Raw genomic sequence first — 16,652 nt, 5'->3', positions numbered from 1 at the left:
GTACTTCATTTGAAAACCCAGAAACTCAAAAATGCTCGATACTGATCTATCAGCATAAAACCATACGATTAAATCTGCAATTTATTTAAGCTGCTTAAGTGTAGAGAATTACAGAATAATGAGATGTTCCATTAGATTTATTTTTATAATTCACTCCCACAAATCAGATAAAGTGATAAAACTTATCAACTATAAGAATGACTTAATACTCACTCATTGGCCAAAATGGGCTGCATTTAAGCTGAAATTCAGTAGAATACCAGCCTTTATTTTTAAAATTTAATCTCCCATGTCAGTCATTGCTGCTGCTTCCCAACGGTCGAATATTTCGGTCTGGGTGGCTTTTATTTTACTTGTAATCGGTACAATCGGTGCCTATCAGATCGTTGGCTTAAATCAGGCTCTGTTATTTTTAATCGGTGGTGCGCTAGGCATGACCCTGTACCATGCCTCATTTGGTTTTACCTCGAGTTGGCGCGTCTTTATCAAGGAACGTCGCGGTCGTGGTCTGCGTGCACAAATGATTATGCTCGCTCTAGCAGTATTGTTATTCTTCCCCGCTTTAGGTGCGGGTGAATTGTTTGGCAACCCGGTCACAGGTAACGTCAGTCCTGTTTCCATGTCAGTCATGATTGGTGCCTTTATTTTCGGCATCGGCATGCAGCTCGGTGGCGGTTGTGCATCGGGTACGCTGTATACCGTGGGTGGTGGTAGTGCACGTATGCTGGTAACACTCTTGTTCTTCTGTATCGGCTCTGTGATTGCAACCTCACACTTAGACTGGTGGTTTGCTTTGCCGCATCTGGAACCTATTTCTCTGGTACAGAGTTTAGGGGTGATGCCTGGATTGCTGCTGAGCTTTGTTATTTTTGCACTGATTGCTGCGGCGACTGTTTATTTCGAAAAGAAACGTCATGGTCGTCTGGAAGTAGAACCAAGCAGTGAGCATCAAGGCTGGAAACGCTTTATTCGTGGTCCATGGCCTCTGATTTGGGGCGGGATTATTCTGACCCTGCTCAACTTTGCGACGTTGGCACTTGCAGGTCGTCCTTGGGGCGTGACTTCTGCCCTGGCAGTTTGGGGTGCAAAAGGCGCCACTTTAGTGGGTGTTGATGTAACTGCATGGGATTATTGGCAGAAAGCTGGCAATGCCAAAGCACTTACAGAGTCGTTGTGGTTTGATATTACCTCGATGATGAACTTTGGCATCATGCTCGGTGCTTTGCTGGCAGCCAGTCTGGCAGGTAAGTTTGCCCCGAATTTCAACATTCCGAAACGCTCGCTCATTGCTGCTGTTGTCGGTGGCATCATGCTCGGCTATGGTGCACGCTTGGCCTATGGTTGTAATATTGGTGCGTATTTCAGTGGCATCGCTTCAGGCAGTTTACATGGCTGGTTATGGCTGGTGTTTGCCTTTATCGGTAATGGTATTGGGGTGAAACTTCGTCCAATCTTCTTCCCGGAAGAAAAACCACAAGCTGAAAAAATTACAGGTTGTTAATTATTTAAACTAAAAAGCCCATCTTAATGATAGGCTTTTTTATCTTTAAGATTTAAAGCGCGGCTTTTAAATTACAACCATAACCCATGGTCTGCTGAACCTGACGATAAGTGGTATAGCGATCCAGAATAAAAGTATAGAAGTGATCGGCATTCGAAAAATTGTCTTTTAGATTTTCATTGGCAGCATTCGGCAATTGGATGTCATCGACCAGTTCCAGATTATAATGCCCCAAACGATACATATCGGCAAAATAAGCATTCATCATATCGCAATAGGCAATTTTACTTGGTTTTAATGCCGTACTGCTGACCAAATGACGGTTTAAAGTTTGCAGATTATTCACATCTAAAGGAAACTGGTGTGAGAAAGCAATACTTTCTAGTTTTTTAAATTTCTGAAAATCCTGAGCCAATTGGCTATTGAGTGCATCAAAACGTTGCTGCAATTCCTGCGCTGTCTGAACCTGATATTTGACTGGATCGACGACCGGTTTTTGTGGCTCTTTCGAGCATGCGGTTAATCCAATGAGCAGCGCCAATGACGTTAGCCATACCTTCATATCTATGCACTCAATCTAAATATAAACGCTTATTATGCCTGAAAGATGCCAGATGTACTGTTTAAAGTGTTTTCTCATTCATATAACGCCAGTAGCGTTTCGGTACATATTGAATATGCAGTTTCATATTGTTACGTGTCTGAATATTCACACTATTAAAATAATCTTTCCAGAGCTGATCATACAACCATTCATCATCATCCAGTTCGATACTGAATGACTGACTGTGCCCAATCTGGATTTGTGAATCAATTGCTTCAGCATTCATCTCGACCTGATGTACCTGCTCTAAATCATAATAAATCCCGTAATTGCGCAGCTCATCATAAATCAGCCAGGATTGATCCTGATAGCGCTCCTGAAAATGTCGGGAAATAATCGGTAGAACATTAAAGTCTGGCTTAACCAGACTCAGGAATAGTCCATCCTTGGCCTTTTTAAAGCGTACAAATGCCTCCATACGGTGCTTTTCCCGTCCGACTTGCTTGGCCCATTGCGACATACCGATAACCGCATGATGACCATAATCTTTATCGACAGGTCGCTGGTTTTTAAATACATAAACCGCGAAATCAAATAGAATCTGAAACGCTGCTTCTTGTTCCGACAGAAAAGTATAGTAAAAGGCACGCAAGCTGCTGGAGGAGACTTTTTGCTTGAGCCCCTGCCAGACCCGCTGTCCATGCTCATCATTAGAGCTAACATAAATAAATTCATCAAACAGGCCATTTTGTGCTTGTGGATTGGCAGTGATGCGGGCATTCAATTCCTTAAACTCAAAAGCCCGAAATACACAACTGAGCAAGCCGGTCATGCTGCCATCAAAACAGTAACAGGCCATCAGAATGCCAGTCCAAGCTGTGGTGAAAGCTGCTGCTGATATTTAGATTGGCCAGACTGTAAAATTTGCTGACGGATCTGATGCGATTGCTGATCTTTCTTAAATTTTGGCGTATCAGCACAGCGGATAAAATGCTGTGCGCGGTTATATGCCACACCCATGCGTTTTAGCTGATCGATATGAATCTGACCAAAACGGCGTGCCTGTACAATTTTTTTGGCCGAACGTACCCCAATACCCGGTACACGCAAAATCATTTTATAGTCGGCATGGTTAATATCAACTGGAAAAGCTTCAGGATGTCGCAAGGCCCAGCTGAGTTTGGGATCAATATCCAGATCCAGATTCGGATGCTGGTCATCGACAATTTCATCGGCAGAAAATTCATAAAAACGCATTAACCAGTCGGATTGATATAGACGGTTTTCTCTTAATAATGGCGGCGCTGAACCAACAGCCGGTAAGGCTTTTTCTTCAGGGTTAATCGGAATATAGCCGGAAAAATACACCCGTTTCAGCTTAAATTCCTTGTAATGCCGATCGGCCATTAAAATAATGTCTTGGTCAGTTTCGCTATGTGCGCCTACCACCATCTGTGTGGTTTGTCCGGCAGGTACAAATTTTGGCACCGTTTTAATCAATTTGCGTTCATCTTTGAGCTGGATCAGTCGATCCCGCACAATCCCCAAATCTTTTTGTACTTCGGCATGGGTTTTTTCAGGCGCAAACTTCTGTAATCCGGCTTCAGTCGGCATTTCCAGATTAATACTCATGCGGTCTACGTATAGTCCGGCTTCGGTAATGATTTCCTGAGATGCACCCGGAATGGTTTTCAAATGAATATAGCCATTAAAGTTTTCTTCTAGTCGCAGTTTTTTCACCACCTGTAGCATCCGCTCCATGGTGTGATCCGCCGATTTGAAAATACCCGAGCTTAAAAACAGACCTTCAATATAATTACGGCGGTAAAAGTTCATGGTCAAATCCACCACTTCCTGCACGGTAAATGCTGCTCGCTTGACGTCATTGGAACGGCGCGAAACACAATAAGAGCAATCAAAAATACAGACATTGGAAAATAGAATTTTCAGCAAGGAAACGCAGCGGCCATCTTCGGTATAGCTATGACAAATACCATTGCCGGTATTTCCTACCCCTTTGTCTTTATTTTTACGATTGCTTCCACTGGATGAACAGGACACATCATACTTGGCAGCATCGGCTAAAATTTGCAGTTTTTCACGGATACGATCAGACATGAGCTCAGAAAGATTTGACCAAAATGTTATTATAAAGTCTTCAATTGCAGCGCTATAGTTGATCTGTCTGGCTAGCGACATAGCGTGTCGTGAGAAGTGTAAACACTACATCAACAAAGTTTAAGTATTTCAAAATAAAATAACCAATATGATTTGCTTAATTTTGAACTCAAGGGCAAAGTAAAAACATAACAAGGAGCAAATCTATGTCTTTATTAGAAAATCTCGGAATTAAACATCCTATTTTCTTGGCGCCGATGGCAGGTGTCTCTACAGCTGAACTTGCAGCTGAAGTGTCCAATCAAGGCGGCTTGGGTTCACTCGGTTTGGGAGCCAGCAGTATCGAGGCAGCACGACAACAGATTTTAAAAACTCAGGAATTGACAGACTGCCCTTTTCAGGTGAATTTTTTCTGTCATGACAGTGTACCCCTAGATGAAGCTGTCGCGCAGGCATGGATCGCACAGTTTAAAAATAAATTTATTGAATATGGGGCGCAGCCACCCGAGCATTTAAACTGTATTTATCCGAGCTTTAAAGACAATGATGACTTCCTGAATCTGGTGCTGGAAACCAAACCATGGGCGGTCAGTTTTCATTTTGGCATTCCGCATCCACATCAGATTCAAGCCTTAAAACAGGCGAGAATTTTAACCATGGTTTCTGCGACCAATTTTGCCGAAGCCAAAGCCATTGAAGCTGCCGGAATTGATATTATTATTGCCCAAGGTATTGAAGCCGGTGGTCATCGTGGAATTTTCAGTACCAAATTCGATGCTTCGGTCAAAACCTCTAATCTGGTGAAACTGATCAAACAGCATTGTTCCCTGCCGATTGTGGCCGCAGGCGGGATTATGGACGGCCAACAGGCAAGACAAATGCTGGATTTCGGTGCCGATGCCGTGCAACTTGGCACTGCATTTGTACAGTGCAAATCGTCCAATGCCAATGAGGCTTATCGTAAAGCCCTGCTTTCCAAGCCACTCACTCAAGTCAGTGCCAGTATTTCCGGCCGCCCTGCTCGCGGAATCATCAACCACTGGCATATGGATGTCGACACACCCGATCGTCTGGATGTGCCGGCTTATCCTTATACCTATGATCTGGCCAAGCAATTACATGCTGCTGCAGCCAAACAAGGCGATCAGGGTTATGGCGCGTTCTGGGCAGGCTCAAATGTGGCACAAATTCGTGAAATGGAAGCGTCTGATCTGATCAATCAGCTGGTGCTGGAAATGAAACATCTCTAAAATTTATCAGCATAAAAAACCTCTCTAATTAGAGAGGTTTTTTATTCAGTCGGACTTAGCGGGTAAGTCGATGCCAGGCATCTTTGACTGCAAACTTGGCTTCTTCCCAATTTAAACGGGATTCACCTTTCACCTGTTCCCACTTGGTCCGTAGTTCAGGTTCCGCATGGTCAAAATCTGTATCACGATCATACATGGCACGGTTTTCATAACCTACGCGATAAGCGCCGCGATAGTCACGATCATAATCTAGATCGCTGTAGCTATTCCGCGTTTCATTAAAATACGGGCGATTATGATACTCATCGCGCCAGTAATTATCTTCGGCAATCAACTGGTCAGGATGCTGATAATTATCTGCCTCACTTCGAACTTCTGGATGCTGGTAGTTATCTGCCTGTTTTTGGCGATCTGATGTTGCAATATCATTACCGGCAATGCCACCAACCACACCACCGATAATGCCGCCCACCACTGCACCTGGAGGACCACCGACCAGACCTGCAACGGCCCCTACAGCAGCACCACCTACTGTACCCGCACCGGTCGCGGCCAGATTATCTTTGCCTTCATTCATATCTGGCACATTCGGATTATCTTTTTCAGGAGTATTTAAATCCGGACGTGCATTGGCATCAGTAGGATCTATATTTAAGCCTTCACTGCGTTCTTGTGGCAATTCCGTTGACGTTTTATGGCTAAATTCTGTGACTGGACGATTGGTATTTGTCATTACAGATCTCCCTTGGTGATGACTACAAACAAGAAGGATCACCTCCTGTTCATATTAGATGAATCCATCATAGAACAAGTTTAAGTAAGCAATGTCCAAGTCCTGTCCGGTTTAAGTCAACAAAATGTTGTGCTATGTATTTGACCGGCTTAAGTGTAAACAGCGTGCTAAAATCGACGCGCTCAAGATAAAAAAGGTAGTATTTCTACACAAAACATATTTCTTGATTATCTCCTACTAGCCTGCCATCATTTGGTCTCTAATAAATTGACCTGTTCGACCTGAACATCACTCATGGTTGAGCCATGTTCAAGTAAAGTATTAAAATAATCTTCTACTACACGATATTGATCAGCTGTATTTTCTACCTGATACATGCCCTGACGAAACTCGTTGCTTGAACGCAGACCTTTGGTATACCAGGCAATATGTTTCCGGGAAATTCGGCAACCGGAATACTCGCCATAAAACTCATATAGCTCAGCCAAATGTCCCAATAGAACATCCTTAACTTCTGTAATACTCGGCGCATCCAGATATTGGCCAGTTTTTAAATAATGGGCAATTTCACGAAAAATCCAGGGACGACCTTGTGCTGCACGTCCGATCATGATGGCATCTGCACCGGTATAATCCAGCACATATTTGGCTTTTTCAGGACTGTCGATATCTCCGTTAGCAATCACGGGAATATTCAACATATCTTTTACATCTTTAATGAGGGAATAGCGTGCGGTATTTAAATACATATCTTCACGGGTACGGCCATGTAAAGCCAGCGCCGCAATTCCGGCATCTTCCGCACGTTTTGCCACCCGCATGATATTTTCATGACCATTTAAATACCCCAGACGGGTTTTTAAAGTTACCGGCACATCGACTGCAGCCACGACAGTATCCAAGATACGGGCAACTAAATCTTCATCCTGTAGCAAGGCTGAACCGGCTAATCGATTGCAGACCTTTTTGGCTGGACAGCCCATATTAATATCAACAATTTGTGCACCATTGGCCACCTGATAACGCGCAGCCTCAGCGAGATCTTGTGGATCTGAACCGGCAATCTGGGCTGAGATTGGTGCCAGCTCCCCATCAAAATTGGCACGGTAAAGACTTTTTTTGCTCATACGCAAAGTTTTGTCTGAGGTCATCATTTCACTGACCGCATGACCTGCACCAAAATACTTGCACAAGGTTCTAAACGGACGGTCAGTCACACCTGCCATGGGGGCCACCCAAAGCTTCCTATCTATTGATCTTCCAAACAATTCTTCAATTACATTGTTTTTGCTCAAAATCTTTAACCTCGTTTAACTTCGTTTAGTCGCTTCGTATTGACTTTTAGTGTCCTTTGATTGCACCCTACTTGCACCCCAATATTTTAATGGTGCAAATTCATGGGAACAGTCACTAAGCGACAAACAAAAGACGGCACAACCCGGTATAGAGCTCAAGTCCGTGTACAACGTCAAGGCTACCCTGAATTCAAACAATCAAAAACCTTCAGCAAAAAATCATTAGCTGAGGACTGGATCAAACGCACGGAAGCAGAAATCGAATTGCACCCTGAAAAAATGTTGAATCCGGCGGTGCAAATAAAGCACAAAACGCTCAGGGAGTTCATTTTTCAGTATTTGGAAGAAGCAGACAGCTTTGCCAGGACAAAAACAGGAGCACTACAGCACATCGCTAGTTTAGATATTTCTGAGAAGAATATCTATTCTTTAACACGACAAGACTTTTCTGATTATGCAATTATGCGAAGAAAAGGCGATCCAGTTAAAGGAACTGACGGTGTTGCACCTGCCACCATCTTAAAGGACTTAAGCCATATCAAGGCTGTTATCGTTCATGCAGAGTTTGTATGGGGCGAACCCTTAGAGACTGTGCTAATCGAATTTGAAAAAGCCATGATTGGTTTACAGAAGTCTCGCATCGTGACCAGATCCAAACAGCGTGACCGCTTGCCTACGGCGGAAGAACTTCAAATGCTGACCAACTATTTCTATAAAAGCTGGAAACGGGTCAAGAACTCAACGCCGATGCATCTGATTATGTGGTTTGCACTCTACACTGCCCGCCGTGAAGATGAGCTGTGTTCATTGCGCCTGGATGATTACGATGATCTGAATAGTCAGTGGTTAGTCAGAGATGCTAAAAATCCGAATGGATCCTTGGGTAATCATAAGTATGCTCACATGGAACCAAGAGCCATCAATATGATTGATGAGTTTATGAAGCCAGAAGTCCGGGATCGAATGCTTGCCTTGGGATATGACAAGAATATTTTAATTCCAGTGAATACCCGTACCGTGTCTACATACTTTACCCGGGCGTGTAATGCATGTGGTATTAGTGATTTAAGATTCCATGATTTACGCCATGAGGCTGCAACACGTTATGCAGAAGATGGCTTTACCATTCCCCAGTTGCAGACTATTACCCTTCATGAGTCATGGAATACCTTGAAGCGATATGTGAATCTTAAAAAACGTGGCATTCGATTGGAATTTGAGGAAGCAATCCGTGTTGCAGAAGATAACTATAATAGCTATTACAAGGAATGGAGTAAGAAACAGCGCTACATGGCATTGGTTGATAAGAGTGATGCTTTTGAAGATGAGGGCGTAATTAATGTTGAATTTGATTTCATCAAAAAACATTTAGATCTGTTTATTGAGATCCATCAGAACAATAAATATTTTAAACGTCTGCATGTGAATAAGTTGAATAGTAATAATCCATTCGCCTGGGATAATTCTAATAGTCGATTTGTGGCTCATGATATTCAATTAGCTTGGGAAGACTGGTTTACTGAGAATGGAAAGGTAGATTGGGATGAATTACCGGAAGGAAGTACGCATTTTGGAATTAGGGATCTTACCCTGGTGAAGAAACTTAAAACTCGTACTTATGTGTGGGAAGCATCTATTCAAGGCTGGATAGATAGTTTTGGACAGTATTTGATTGATGATAAGCATGTCGAGAAATAAAAATGATGCAGGATTGGGCTGATATTGTGGATGGGTGGAAGGATTAAATAACCCCAACACATATCCCCACACTCACATTCGTCGTAATCGAATGAGCTGTGCAACCAATAATTATTTATTTAAGTAAAAAAACAAAGCCCTCATGAGAGGGCTTTTCAACATTAGAATTCTTCCGCTGGTAGCAAGTCAACTGTCTGACCTGCCAAGCTATGGTGACAATCTGATAAGAATTGAATTCTTCCATCAGTGATGAAAGAGTGACATTGACTTGGGTGGCCTTGGTTCACCATTAATGATGGTGTGAATGTTGGAGCATCCACATTTCCATTAAAACCCCACCGGATACGATGCTGCTCACCAACATGGATGGGATGTAAGGTTTTACATCCCGGACACTCAATGAAGTAAATGCCTTGTGATTCAAGTAATACTTCGCTTACTTTTTTAAACTCGCTCATTTGCTAGCCTCATAATCAATCAGCACTTTAGCCACAGCCTTAGCAGCCAACCAGTAACGCGCATTAAATCGGGCAAGTTCATCTTCATTTGAGATAAAGCCAAGTTCTACAATCAAACCGCCAGCATTGATGTATGCCAGACGACCGCGCGCAGATTTACTTTGATCAATCCAACCATTGTCACCGCGTAATCGACTACCCAATGCATCGGCTACAGCTTTAGATAAGTCCTGTGCAAGTTTCTTATCTTTTAGCAAAGCAATCGTTTCAATGCCATTCGCCTGTTTTGATGTTGCAGCATTCATGTGGAATTCGACTGCCACACTTGAGCCTTGAATTAATTTTACCGCAGCAGACAGTGGATCGTTTTTGGTGCCAGTGCCATCCGTTTTGACTTGCAGCCCTGCTTCACGTAAATAATGAGTCACTGCATTGCGGAAGTTGACCACTAGATCTGCTTCTTTAATTTTTCCGTTTACAGCGCCCGGGTCGGTGTTGCTATGGCCGGCTGTAACTGTGACAAAGCCTAAAGTCTGATTATGTAATTGTGGCTGTGCAATTTTACGGCCTATCCAACTCAAAGCTGGCAAGACTGTACCAATAATAAAAGGCGCATATTGTTCAGGGATAAAATTAAAGTCTAATGCCCACTGAATAACTAAAACTGCAAGCATTAAAAAAGCCCCCAGTAGCGGGAGCTTTACGGATAGGTACTGAAGTGCACTTTCTTGAATCAGTTTCATTTTAAAGTTTCCTCAAGTCTTGTGACTTTCTCTTTCATTAATGATTGTGTTTGATTGATTTGAATGATTGATGCGCCAACCCAGATGCAGGCAGCTATAACTGTTCCACCACAAAGCCCAAGTAATCCTTTTAAAAAACCAAGTCCGCCATCCTGCCGTTCAGACTTGTTTTCAAGGCCCGATACCTTTAATTCAAGTGCATCAAGTTCTTTTTGGATTTTGGCAATTGCATTCTCATGGTGTTCGTTAATAAAGGTTTGGCGTGCAACATGTTCCAGGATCAATCGAATGTCTTTATGAATGGAATCAATTTTCCCCTCCCATCCATTATTGTTGTACGGCCTATTTTCGGGCATACATCCCCCTAAATTTTGGTAATAAAAAAGCCCCGAAGGTGCTGTTATTTGGTTAAGTTTAGACTTCTATTTCTGAATGCTGGCCAGTGGGTGCTGGCCTTAAAATCACTTGATTTGCAATAAATACCCTAGCACCTAAATTGTAGGCTGTACCAGAAGTACAAAGTACAGGACCAGATCCTCCATCAATCTGAACCCGGTATTCTGGATGCTTCACCGATGTAATGGTGCCAATATATTCAGCATGTGTGGGATTAAGCAGCTTACGCAGTTCAAATAAAGGATTATTCACGGCTGATACGCTCCACGGTAATAGTTTCATTCACCTTTTCATGTGAGAAACTGCCTGAAACTGAGTCAATCACACCCCACCATTGACCATTAAATGCAATCGATGTACCAGGTAGCATCTCACCAATTTCTTGACTGACCGGAATATCAGAAAAGGTGTGCAACTCCTGAATATTAGCTTTGACCAGTTCATTTTTGCCGAAACTCGCACCCGATACCACATTGAATAATGGACCAGTGATAGTTTCTAGCGGCACATCACCTGAAGTACCACGTTGCATTACTTTTAGGCTTTCGCCACTTCGACTATTCACTACAGTGATGGCATTAAAGTCTGCAATATATTCATCATTCTGTTTGATGTTTTGCTGCATCACTAGGCTTTCAGATAACAAAATATCGTAATCATCCACTGTCATCGTATCCCAGTAGCCTTTCTGGTACCGGGGTGAAATGGTCAGTGTATTGCCTGCTTTCTGGCTATAGATAAAGCCACCGCCTGCATCAACGACCTGTTTGATTGCATCGATGGGTGCAAGTTCTGCATAACTCAGGCTTTCAGTCGGTACAATCCAACCCAGCTCATCAATCAGTTTCCAGTCCAAACTGGTACCGCTATTTGCCCGATCAATTTCAGCCTGAACCAGCTGTACAGAGGTGCGCTCGTTATCTTGGATGAATGAGCGTGAAGGCCCGTATTTATCCGAGTTCAAAGCAGTAATGCTGCGCCCTGGGTAGGTGTATAAAACACTGGCAAAACGTCGAGTCTCCTCTGGATCTTCGAGCAGAATATGGTGCTCAAAACCATTGATCATAACTTTCAGAGTCACCGGCTGACCATTGATTGGTTGTAGCTTGTCTTTTTCCGTATGAGCCACGGTAATGGAATAGGTCCAGCACCATTGCGACCGACTGGTACTATAGGTGCCATCCATGACTTTAATTTTCTCGCCGGTATCCAATCGCTCGGCTGTTAATGTATTCACGATATACCACCAGTTCCTTTTTGGCAGTGCTGGAATACAGTCATCTGCACCAAAATTTAAAACAACATTGTGTGAATCAACGTCATGACATAAGCAGACAAAATTTAGATCGCCAGTGCCTTCATATTTGGGTAATTCAGGCTTTGGCCAAGGTAAAACCGGATGCTTGCGATAATGAATCGCTTTGGCTTTATCCCAGGGCATATCTGACTTGGTGACAATTTCAAGCCCCTTATCCCAGTCAAATGAAAAGCGATGCTCAAAGACTTGAGCCACTTCATGTGAATAAGTAAAAGCCTTACGCCGACGAATCATTTCCTGCCAGACCATTTCACGGTTATGGCACAGCCTGATCGTTTCTTCATGCACATAGCGCTGATGAATAAAGCGCTTACCACCCTCTTCCCAGATTACATACACATCAGAACTCAAACCAGTGGCTTGCTCATAAAAGGATCTAATCGCCCGGGTTAATGACCCTGCCTGCTCGTACCGAATATCTGCCTGATTGGAAATCACCAAGCCTTGCTCATAAAAAAGAGCCTCATTTGAGACTCTTAATATTGGCTTGGCCCACGGTATTTCTGTGGTGCTCAAGGCTGCGATAGCCTTCTGATATCGCATATCAAAACCATAAGACACTCCGACCAGATGATTGATATCGAATAACGCTATAACCTCAAATTGAAATTCAGTATCCAAAACCGTATCAATCGTGCACAGGTTTTCACTAAATACCGCTTCGACCTCAAAACTAAAGCTCGTATCTAAAACAGTATCGATCTGGCCAATGACATCAGTATTCTCATTAAATACAGCAACTACATCAAAGCTAAATCCAGTATCAAGTACTGTGTCGATGACTGCAGTATTTGCACCACTCTCCGCATACACTGCAGTGACTTCAAATGAGAATTCAGCATCGAGTACTGTATCGATTACTGCGGATACATCATCACCAAAATTGAGATTGGTCGATCCATCGGCCAGATGCTCAAAATTCAGAATGATGTTATGGCTGTCAGTATTATCAGGCTTAAAGTTCAGGTTTAGGTTGTGAGCATCAACGGTGCCGAGCTTATTCTTAAAATCCACATGAGCACCCTTTTAATTTAAGGTCTGAGTTTTATTGAAGTAACAGACAATGTGCCGCCAAGGGCTAGATTGGTATTGGCTAGGGTGATATCAGTCCCCACAGTTAAATCTGCAGCCACTTCACCAGCACCGTTGTAGATCCGCGCCCAGGTGGCGGTCCCGGTTTTAATGACGGTGGCGGTATCAGTAGGATGAAGTTCTATATAGGTAGCTGTAACTTCTTTAATGCAAGGCTCAGGAAATGTGAGTATGACCAAGGCATTATTCGAATCTGCTGCAATAGCAGGACTGGCCGGTTGCACACCCTCATAAAAAATAACGGTAGCACTTTGGCTACCGCTATCCATGAAATTTGCAAAGGCTTGAATCATGGCGAGCCTTGCTTTGACTGAAGTTTGACTCATTTTGGCACCACGTTGTCTTGAATGACTGCGTTAAATTTTCGGTTTGGATCTATAGCAACAAGTGTGTAGCAGCCTGGCGGCACATAAAGCTTATAGAACCCATTAATGTCAGTTTTTTGATTTGCCACTAAAACGCCTGTCTGTCTTATATAAGCACGCACGTTTGATTGGTGTGGTAGCCCTAGTTTTTTTACAAAACCTGTAATAATGGCTTGTTTTTCTGACGTTGGGCTTGGTAGCGTAATCAATATATTCATTTCTGCTCCAAACTTAACCCAATGATTTGCACACCGCGTTTACTATCAAAATAAGAGACATGTTTGCCACTTGTGTAAGTGTGGCGCCCACTAACCTTTCGTGTTGGTACTCGCAAAAAAGGCGCCACCCCCCGGATAAAGCCCTCGCTATCAGTTATGTAGTGCTGCATGAAACCTTGGTTTGTGGTGTCGTGATCCGCAGAAGAGATGCTAATTGTGGTGGAATTCGCAACGTGACCGATAACAAGGTGTTTTCCAGTTTGTTCAGGTGCGTGCACACCAAACTTACTGTTCCATATAAGACCATTTGCTGTATATATTGTTGATGATGAGAAGGAGTTAGCGTAGATAGTCATGTAGCCGGAGCTTGATTTTGCATATTTCTCTTGATCTTGCTGTACATTAAGCGATATGCCTGATGCCATAAAAAGTAAATTTTTCCCGCCGTAGCTAATGTCGTGAAATTCAACAACACCATAAAGCGCTGATGAATAACTATGCTCAACCAGTAGTGAAAAACCACAAGTATCGCCAACAATGTCAAAGCCGCGCTCTTTATCACTAGGCACCGTCACATCACTATAACGACCGTCACCTGATGATGAAATAATTGGTTGTGCGTAATACCATTTAGCCCAGCCATGATATGTACCATCCCACCCCCAATTAGCATTTTGGTTCGCCGGATCAAAAGGCATTTGACTACCCACAATCGTATCAATATCCGACATGCCTGACACGACGCCCACTTTCGCAAACTTTGCACCTGTTTCTGCTGCCCCAGGTGAACAAAAATCATGTACAAGTAAAATTAAACCAAGTGATTCAGGGTCTTTCGAGCGATATGCACGCTTTGGCTGTAAGGAGCCGGACGGCGTTTGGTGGACAATTTCGAAATCAAGTGGCGCCGTAAAACAAGTTGCCGTTCCACTGGATGCAGATGGCTGCTCCGGTAAGCACTCTACTAAAATTGATGCGCTATCTGCGCTTAAAACCTTATAATCACCATCCCAGCCATTGGTCGACCCAGCAATGCGGACTACTTGACGGTCAATAAAACCATGACCACTGCCTAGGTTAATTGTTGCGGTAATGGCTGTGGGTGTGGATTTATTTACGCTAATCACTGGCACCTGGTTAAAACCTGTGATTAAAACTGCATCGAGTAGTGCAATCATTGATCCCCAATTGTTAGTTAATTGCGGGATACCTTGCATCGTGCTTTGATAGTGTTTTACTAAACCTGCCATCTTTTTTTACCCATAAAAAAGACCGCATAAAGCGGTCATATTTGATTTAAATTTTAAACAATGCGATCAATATCGCCACGCAGCATGATCTGGAATTGATCTGACAGTACTGCTGGCTCTGACTGCTTCACGGTTCGAATCACCCAGACTGGAAAATTTGCAGCAATGGTGTTGAAGCGCAAGACATTACCATTTGCCCAACCTGCTCCCCAACCTTCCTTTTTGATGATGAAATATGGAACACCGGTGACCGGGTTGATCGGTGCGTAGTCTGCATTGGTGGTACCTGTGCCAATCTGACCGGAATACTCACCAACACAGCGGAATGACTGCGCATCGGTGAAGATCAATGCCCAGCGTTCCTGAATCGCACCTTTATTTGTCACTTGGAGTGGATAAAGTGAATCATTGTAGTTAGCCAAAATGCTTGAGCTTGGCTCATCTGTCCAGGCATTACTCCACGAACCTTGCACAAACTTTCGGGTGTAACGTGCCTGCATATCACCAATGACTAAAGCAGAACCGACAATGGTATCTACTGCATCATAGTTATGGGTTAAAGGCTTGGTGAAAGTCAGCTGACCATTAATCTGCACATCACGGATCAAACCCATATCCTGATAACGATATTTGACTGTCAGTGGTGCAACCAGATTACCCAGTACGAAGTCACCACCCAGCGTCACACGGCCATAATCATAATCGACCGCGTACAAATCGAAAGCGACTTTCGTTCCGTTGGCATCTTCAAGTTCTGCCCATGAAATGCGCTGATCACTCAGATCGTATGTGGTTCCAGCAATCGCACTTGGCAATTCCTGAGACTTGCTTGAGCTGACAATGCCGATCCCACCGACCCGGAAGATCGGCACCCGGCCATCAATCGGTAAACGTGTTGCTGATAAGCCTAAAATTTCAGAATCCAGAGGAATATAGGTATAAGCCACAGCGTTATAGCGTACTGAGGAGGCATCCACCCAAACCGGTACATTGATATAGCGACCATCTAGTTCATCATATTCGAGCAGCGGGTCATACCATTCGTTGGCTTCAATTTCCGCTCGGTTGGCTTCGGTGATTTTGGTTTTGGTATAGAAGTAAATCGTGACAAAGCCATTTTCCCAATTGACCTGACCATGCGCCCGACTGGTTTCAATTACGCCATTTTCATCAGCAGTCAGTGTGAGCTGGCCATATTCAAGCGTACCCACTACTACAGTTAAAGATTGTGGCCGGATCGGCATGATTGGTGTTCTAAAGCTGATCTTGTTGACCGGCAATAAGTCAGTTGTGGTGGTTAGGGATTCCAGAGTAATCGTGTTATCTGCATTCGGAGTCCAGGAATCAATTTCAACAATACCGGTGCCATACTGGATTAGACCAGACTGAATCCCGCTGTTATTCGCCGGATTCACATTGCGATACAGCAAGCCAGTACGATCCAGAAAGGTGTCTGCCCCCACTTTAAAGCGGGCTGAACTTGTCAGAATCTGCTCATCAAAACCGGAGGATAAATCCAATTTGAGCTTGTTTGCGGTCACTGTATGTGTGGCCGAATTGGAGCCCGAGGTATCGCGGTATTTAACTTGTACATCAACAGCATTAAGGGCTTTTAATTCAACCTGCTGACCTTGAATGTCTGACGTTTGTGGAGAATAAAAAGACATATTTCC

Annotated in this window: 17 protein-coding genes; 3 read left to right on the top strand and 14 right to left on the bottom strand. The window is 43.5% G+C overall.

Features of this window, described 5'->3' with window-relative positions:
• The first annotated feature begins 289 nt into the window (after nucleotides 1-289).
• Nucleotides 290-1,501: a YeeE/YedE family protein gene (locus FTU87_RS01330; RefSeq protein ID WP_074382887.1), complete on the top strand. Its 1,212-nt coding sequence runs from the start codon at nucleotides 290-292 to the stop codon at nucleotides 1,499-1,501.
• Nucleotides 1,502-1,553: 52 nt separating this feature from the next.
• On the opposite strand, the gene FTU87_RS01325 is transcribed toward FTU87_RS01330, so the two are convergent.
• From FTU87_RS01325 to FTU87_RS01315, 3 genes are all read right to left on the bottom strand, one after another.
• On the bottom strand, nucleotides 1,554-2,063 hold the full coding sequence (locus FTU87_RS01325) for a hypothetical protein (protein ID WP_005096639.1): 510 nt from the start codon (nucleotides 2,061-2,063) through the stop codon (nucleotides 1,554-1,556).
• Between the two features lie 61 nt (nucleotides 2,064-2,124).
• Nucleotides 2,125-2,904: a TIGR03915 family putative DNA repair protein gene (locus FTU87_RS01320; RefSeq protein WP_100328722.1), complete on the bottom strand. Its 780-nt coding sequence runs from the start codon at nucleotides 2,902-2,904 to the stop codon at nucleotides 2,125-2,127.
• The gene (locus FTU87_RS01315; RefSeq protein WP_180096551.1) at nucleotides 2,904-4,163 is read right to left on the bottom strand and encodes a putative DNA modification/repair radical SAM protein; all 1,260 of its coding nucleotides are present in this window, start codon (nucleotides 4,161-4,163) and stop codon (nucleotides 2,904-2,906) included. The genes FTU87_RS01320 and FTU87_RS01315 overlap by 1 nt, the downstream gene beginning before the upstream one ends.
• Before the next feature lie 206 nt (nucleotides 4,164-4,369).
• On the opposite strand from FTU87_RS01315, the gene FTU87_RS01310 reads away from it, so the two are divergent.
• Nucleotides 4,370-5,413, top strand: a complete 1,044-nt coding sequence (locus FTU87_RS01310; RefSeq protein WP_180096550.1) for a nitronate monooxygenase family protein — start codon at nucleotides 4,370-4,372, stop codon at nucleotides 5,411-5,413.
• 55 nt (nucleotides 5,414-5,468) lie between these two features.
• Here FTU87_RS01310 and FTU87_RS01305 read toward each other — a convergent pair whose 3' ends face one another.
• Together FTU87_RS01305 and dusB are read right to left on the bottom strand one after the other, a co-directional pair.
• Nucleotides 5,469-6,146, bottom strand: a complete 678-nt coding sequence (locus tag FTU87_RS01305; protein WP_005171321.1) for a hypothetical protein — start codon at nucleotides 6,144-6,146, stop codon at nucleotides 5,469-5,471.
• A gap of 248 nt (nucleotides 6,147-6,394) precedes the next feature.
• Entirely contained in the window at nucleotides 6,395-7,414 is a 1,020-nt protein-coding gene (gene dusB, locus FTU87_RS01300) for a tRNA dihydrouridine synthase DusB (protein ID WP_034609040.1), read from the bottom strand.
• Between the two features lie 129 nt (nucleotides 7,415-7,543).
• On the opposite strand from dusB, the gene FTU87_RS01295 reads away from it, so the two are divergent.
• Nucleotides 7,544-9,139 (top strand): tyrosine-type recombinase/integrase, encoded by a 1,596-nt coding sequence (locus tag FTU87_RS01295; RefSeq protein WP_074382893.1) that lies wholly within the window; start codon nucleotides 7,544-7,546, stop codon nucleotides 9,137-9,139.
• 161 nt (nucleotides 9,140-9,300) lie between these two features.
• Here the strand turns inward: FTU87_RS01295 and FTU87_RS01290 are convergent, their stop codons facing one another.
• The 9 genes from FTU87_RS01290 to FTU87_RS01250 are packed head-to-tail and all read right to left on the bottom strand — an operon-like array spanning nucleotide 9,301 to nucleotide 16,646.
• Nucleotides 9,301-9,597, bottom strand: a complete 297-nt coding sequence (locus tag FTU87_RS01290) for a DUF6527 family protein (protein WP_180096549.1) — start codon at nucleotides 9,595-9,597, stop codon at nucleotides 9,301-9,303.
• On the bottom strand, nucleotides 9,594-10,340 hold the full coding sequence (locus tag FTU87_RS01285; RefSeq protein WP_180096548.1) for an N-acetylmuramoyl-L-alanine amidase: 747 nt from the start codon (nucleotides 10,338-10,340) through the stop codon (nucleotides 9,594-9,596). Before FTU87_RS01285 ends, FTU87_RS01290 begins: the two co-directional genes overlap by 4 nt.
• Entirely contained in the window at nucleotides 10,337-10,696 is a 360-nt protein-coding gene (locus FTU87_RS01280; protein ID WP_180096547.1) for a hypothetical protein, read from the bottom strand. Before FTU87_RS01280 ends, FTU87_RS01285 begins: the two co-directional genes overlap by 4 nt.
• Nucleotides 10,697-10,754: 58 nt before the next feature.
• On the bottom strand, nucleotides 10,755-10,988 hold the full coding sequence (locus FTU87_RS01275; protein ID WP_180096657.1) for a hypothetical protein: 234 nt from the start codon (nucleotides 10,986-10,988) through the stop codon (nucleotides 10,755-10,757).
• Nucleotides 10,981-13,068: a hypothetical protein gene (locus FTU87_RS01270; protein ID WP_180096546.1), complete on the bottom strand. Its 2,088-nt coding sequence runs from the start codon at nucleotides 13,066-13,068 to the stop codon at nucleotides 10,981-10,983. Before FTU87_RS01270 ends, FTU87_RS01275 begins: the two co-directional genes overlap by 8 nt.
• 17 nt (nucleotides 13,069-13,085) lie before the next feature.
• Nucleotides 13,086-13,472 carry a hypothetical protein gene (locus FTU87_RS01265; RefSeq protein WP_180096545.1) on the bottom strand — a complete coding sequence of 129 codons (387 nt, stop codon included), beginning with the start codon at nucleotides 13,470-13,472 and terminating at the stop codon, nucleotides 13,086-13,088.
• Nucleotides 13,469-13,729: a hypothetical protein gene (locus FTU87_RS01260; protein WP_180096544.1), complete on the bottom strand. Its 261-nt coding sequence runs from the start codon at nucleotides 13,727-13,729 to the stop codon at nucleotides 13,469-13,471. The genes FTU87_RS01265 and FTU87_RS01260 overlap by 4 nt, the downstream gene beginning before the upstream one ends.
• Nucleotides 13,726-14,979, bottom strand: a complete 1,254-nt coding sequence (locus FTU87_RS01255) for a hypothetical protein (RefSeq protein ID WP_180096543.1) — start codon at nucleotides 14,977-14,979, stop codon at nucleotides 13,726-13,728. Before FTU87_RS01255 ends, FTU87_RS01260 begins: the two co-directional genes overlap by 4 nt.
• Nucleotides 14,980-15,032: 53 nt before the next feature.
• Nucleotides 15,033-16,646: a hypothetical protein gene (locus FTU87_RS01250; protein ID WP_180096542.1), complete on the bottom strand. Its 1,614-nt coding sequence runs from the start codon at nucleotides 16,644-16,646 to the stop codon at nucleotides 15,033-15,035.
• Between the last annotated feature and the right edge of the window lie 6 nt (nucleotides 16,647-16,652).

Source organism: Acinetobacter sp. YH12156, assembly GCF_013418235.1.
GTDB classification, from domain to species: domain Bacteria; phylum Pseudomonadota; class Gammaproteobacteria; order Pseudomonadales; family Moraxellaceae; genus Acinetobacter; species Acinetobacter pseudolwoffii.
Note: the sequence above shows the minus strand (reverse complement) of the source record. Positions and strands in the feature narration are given on the sequence as shown.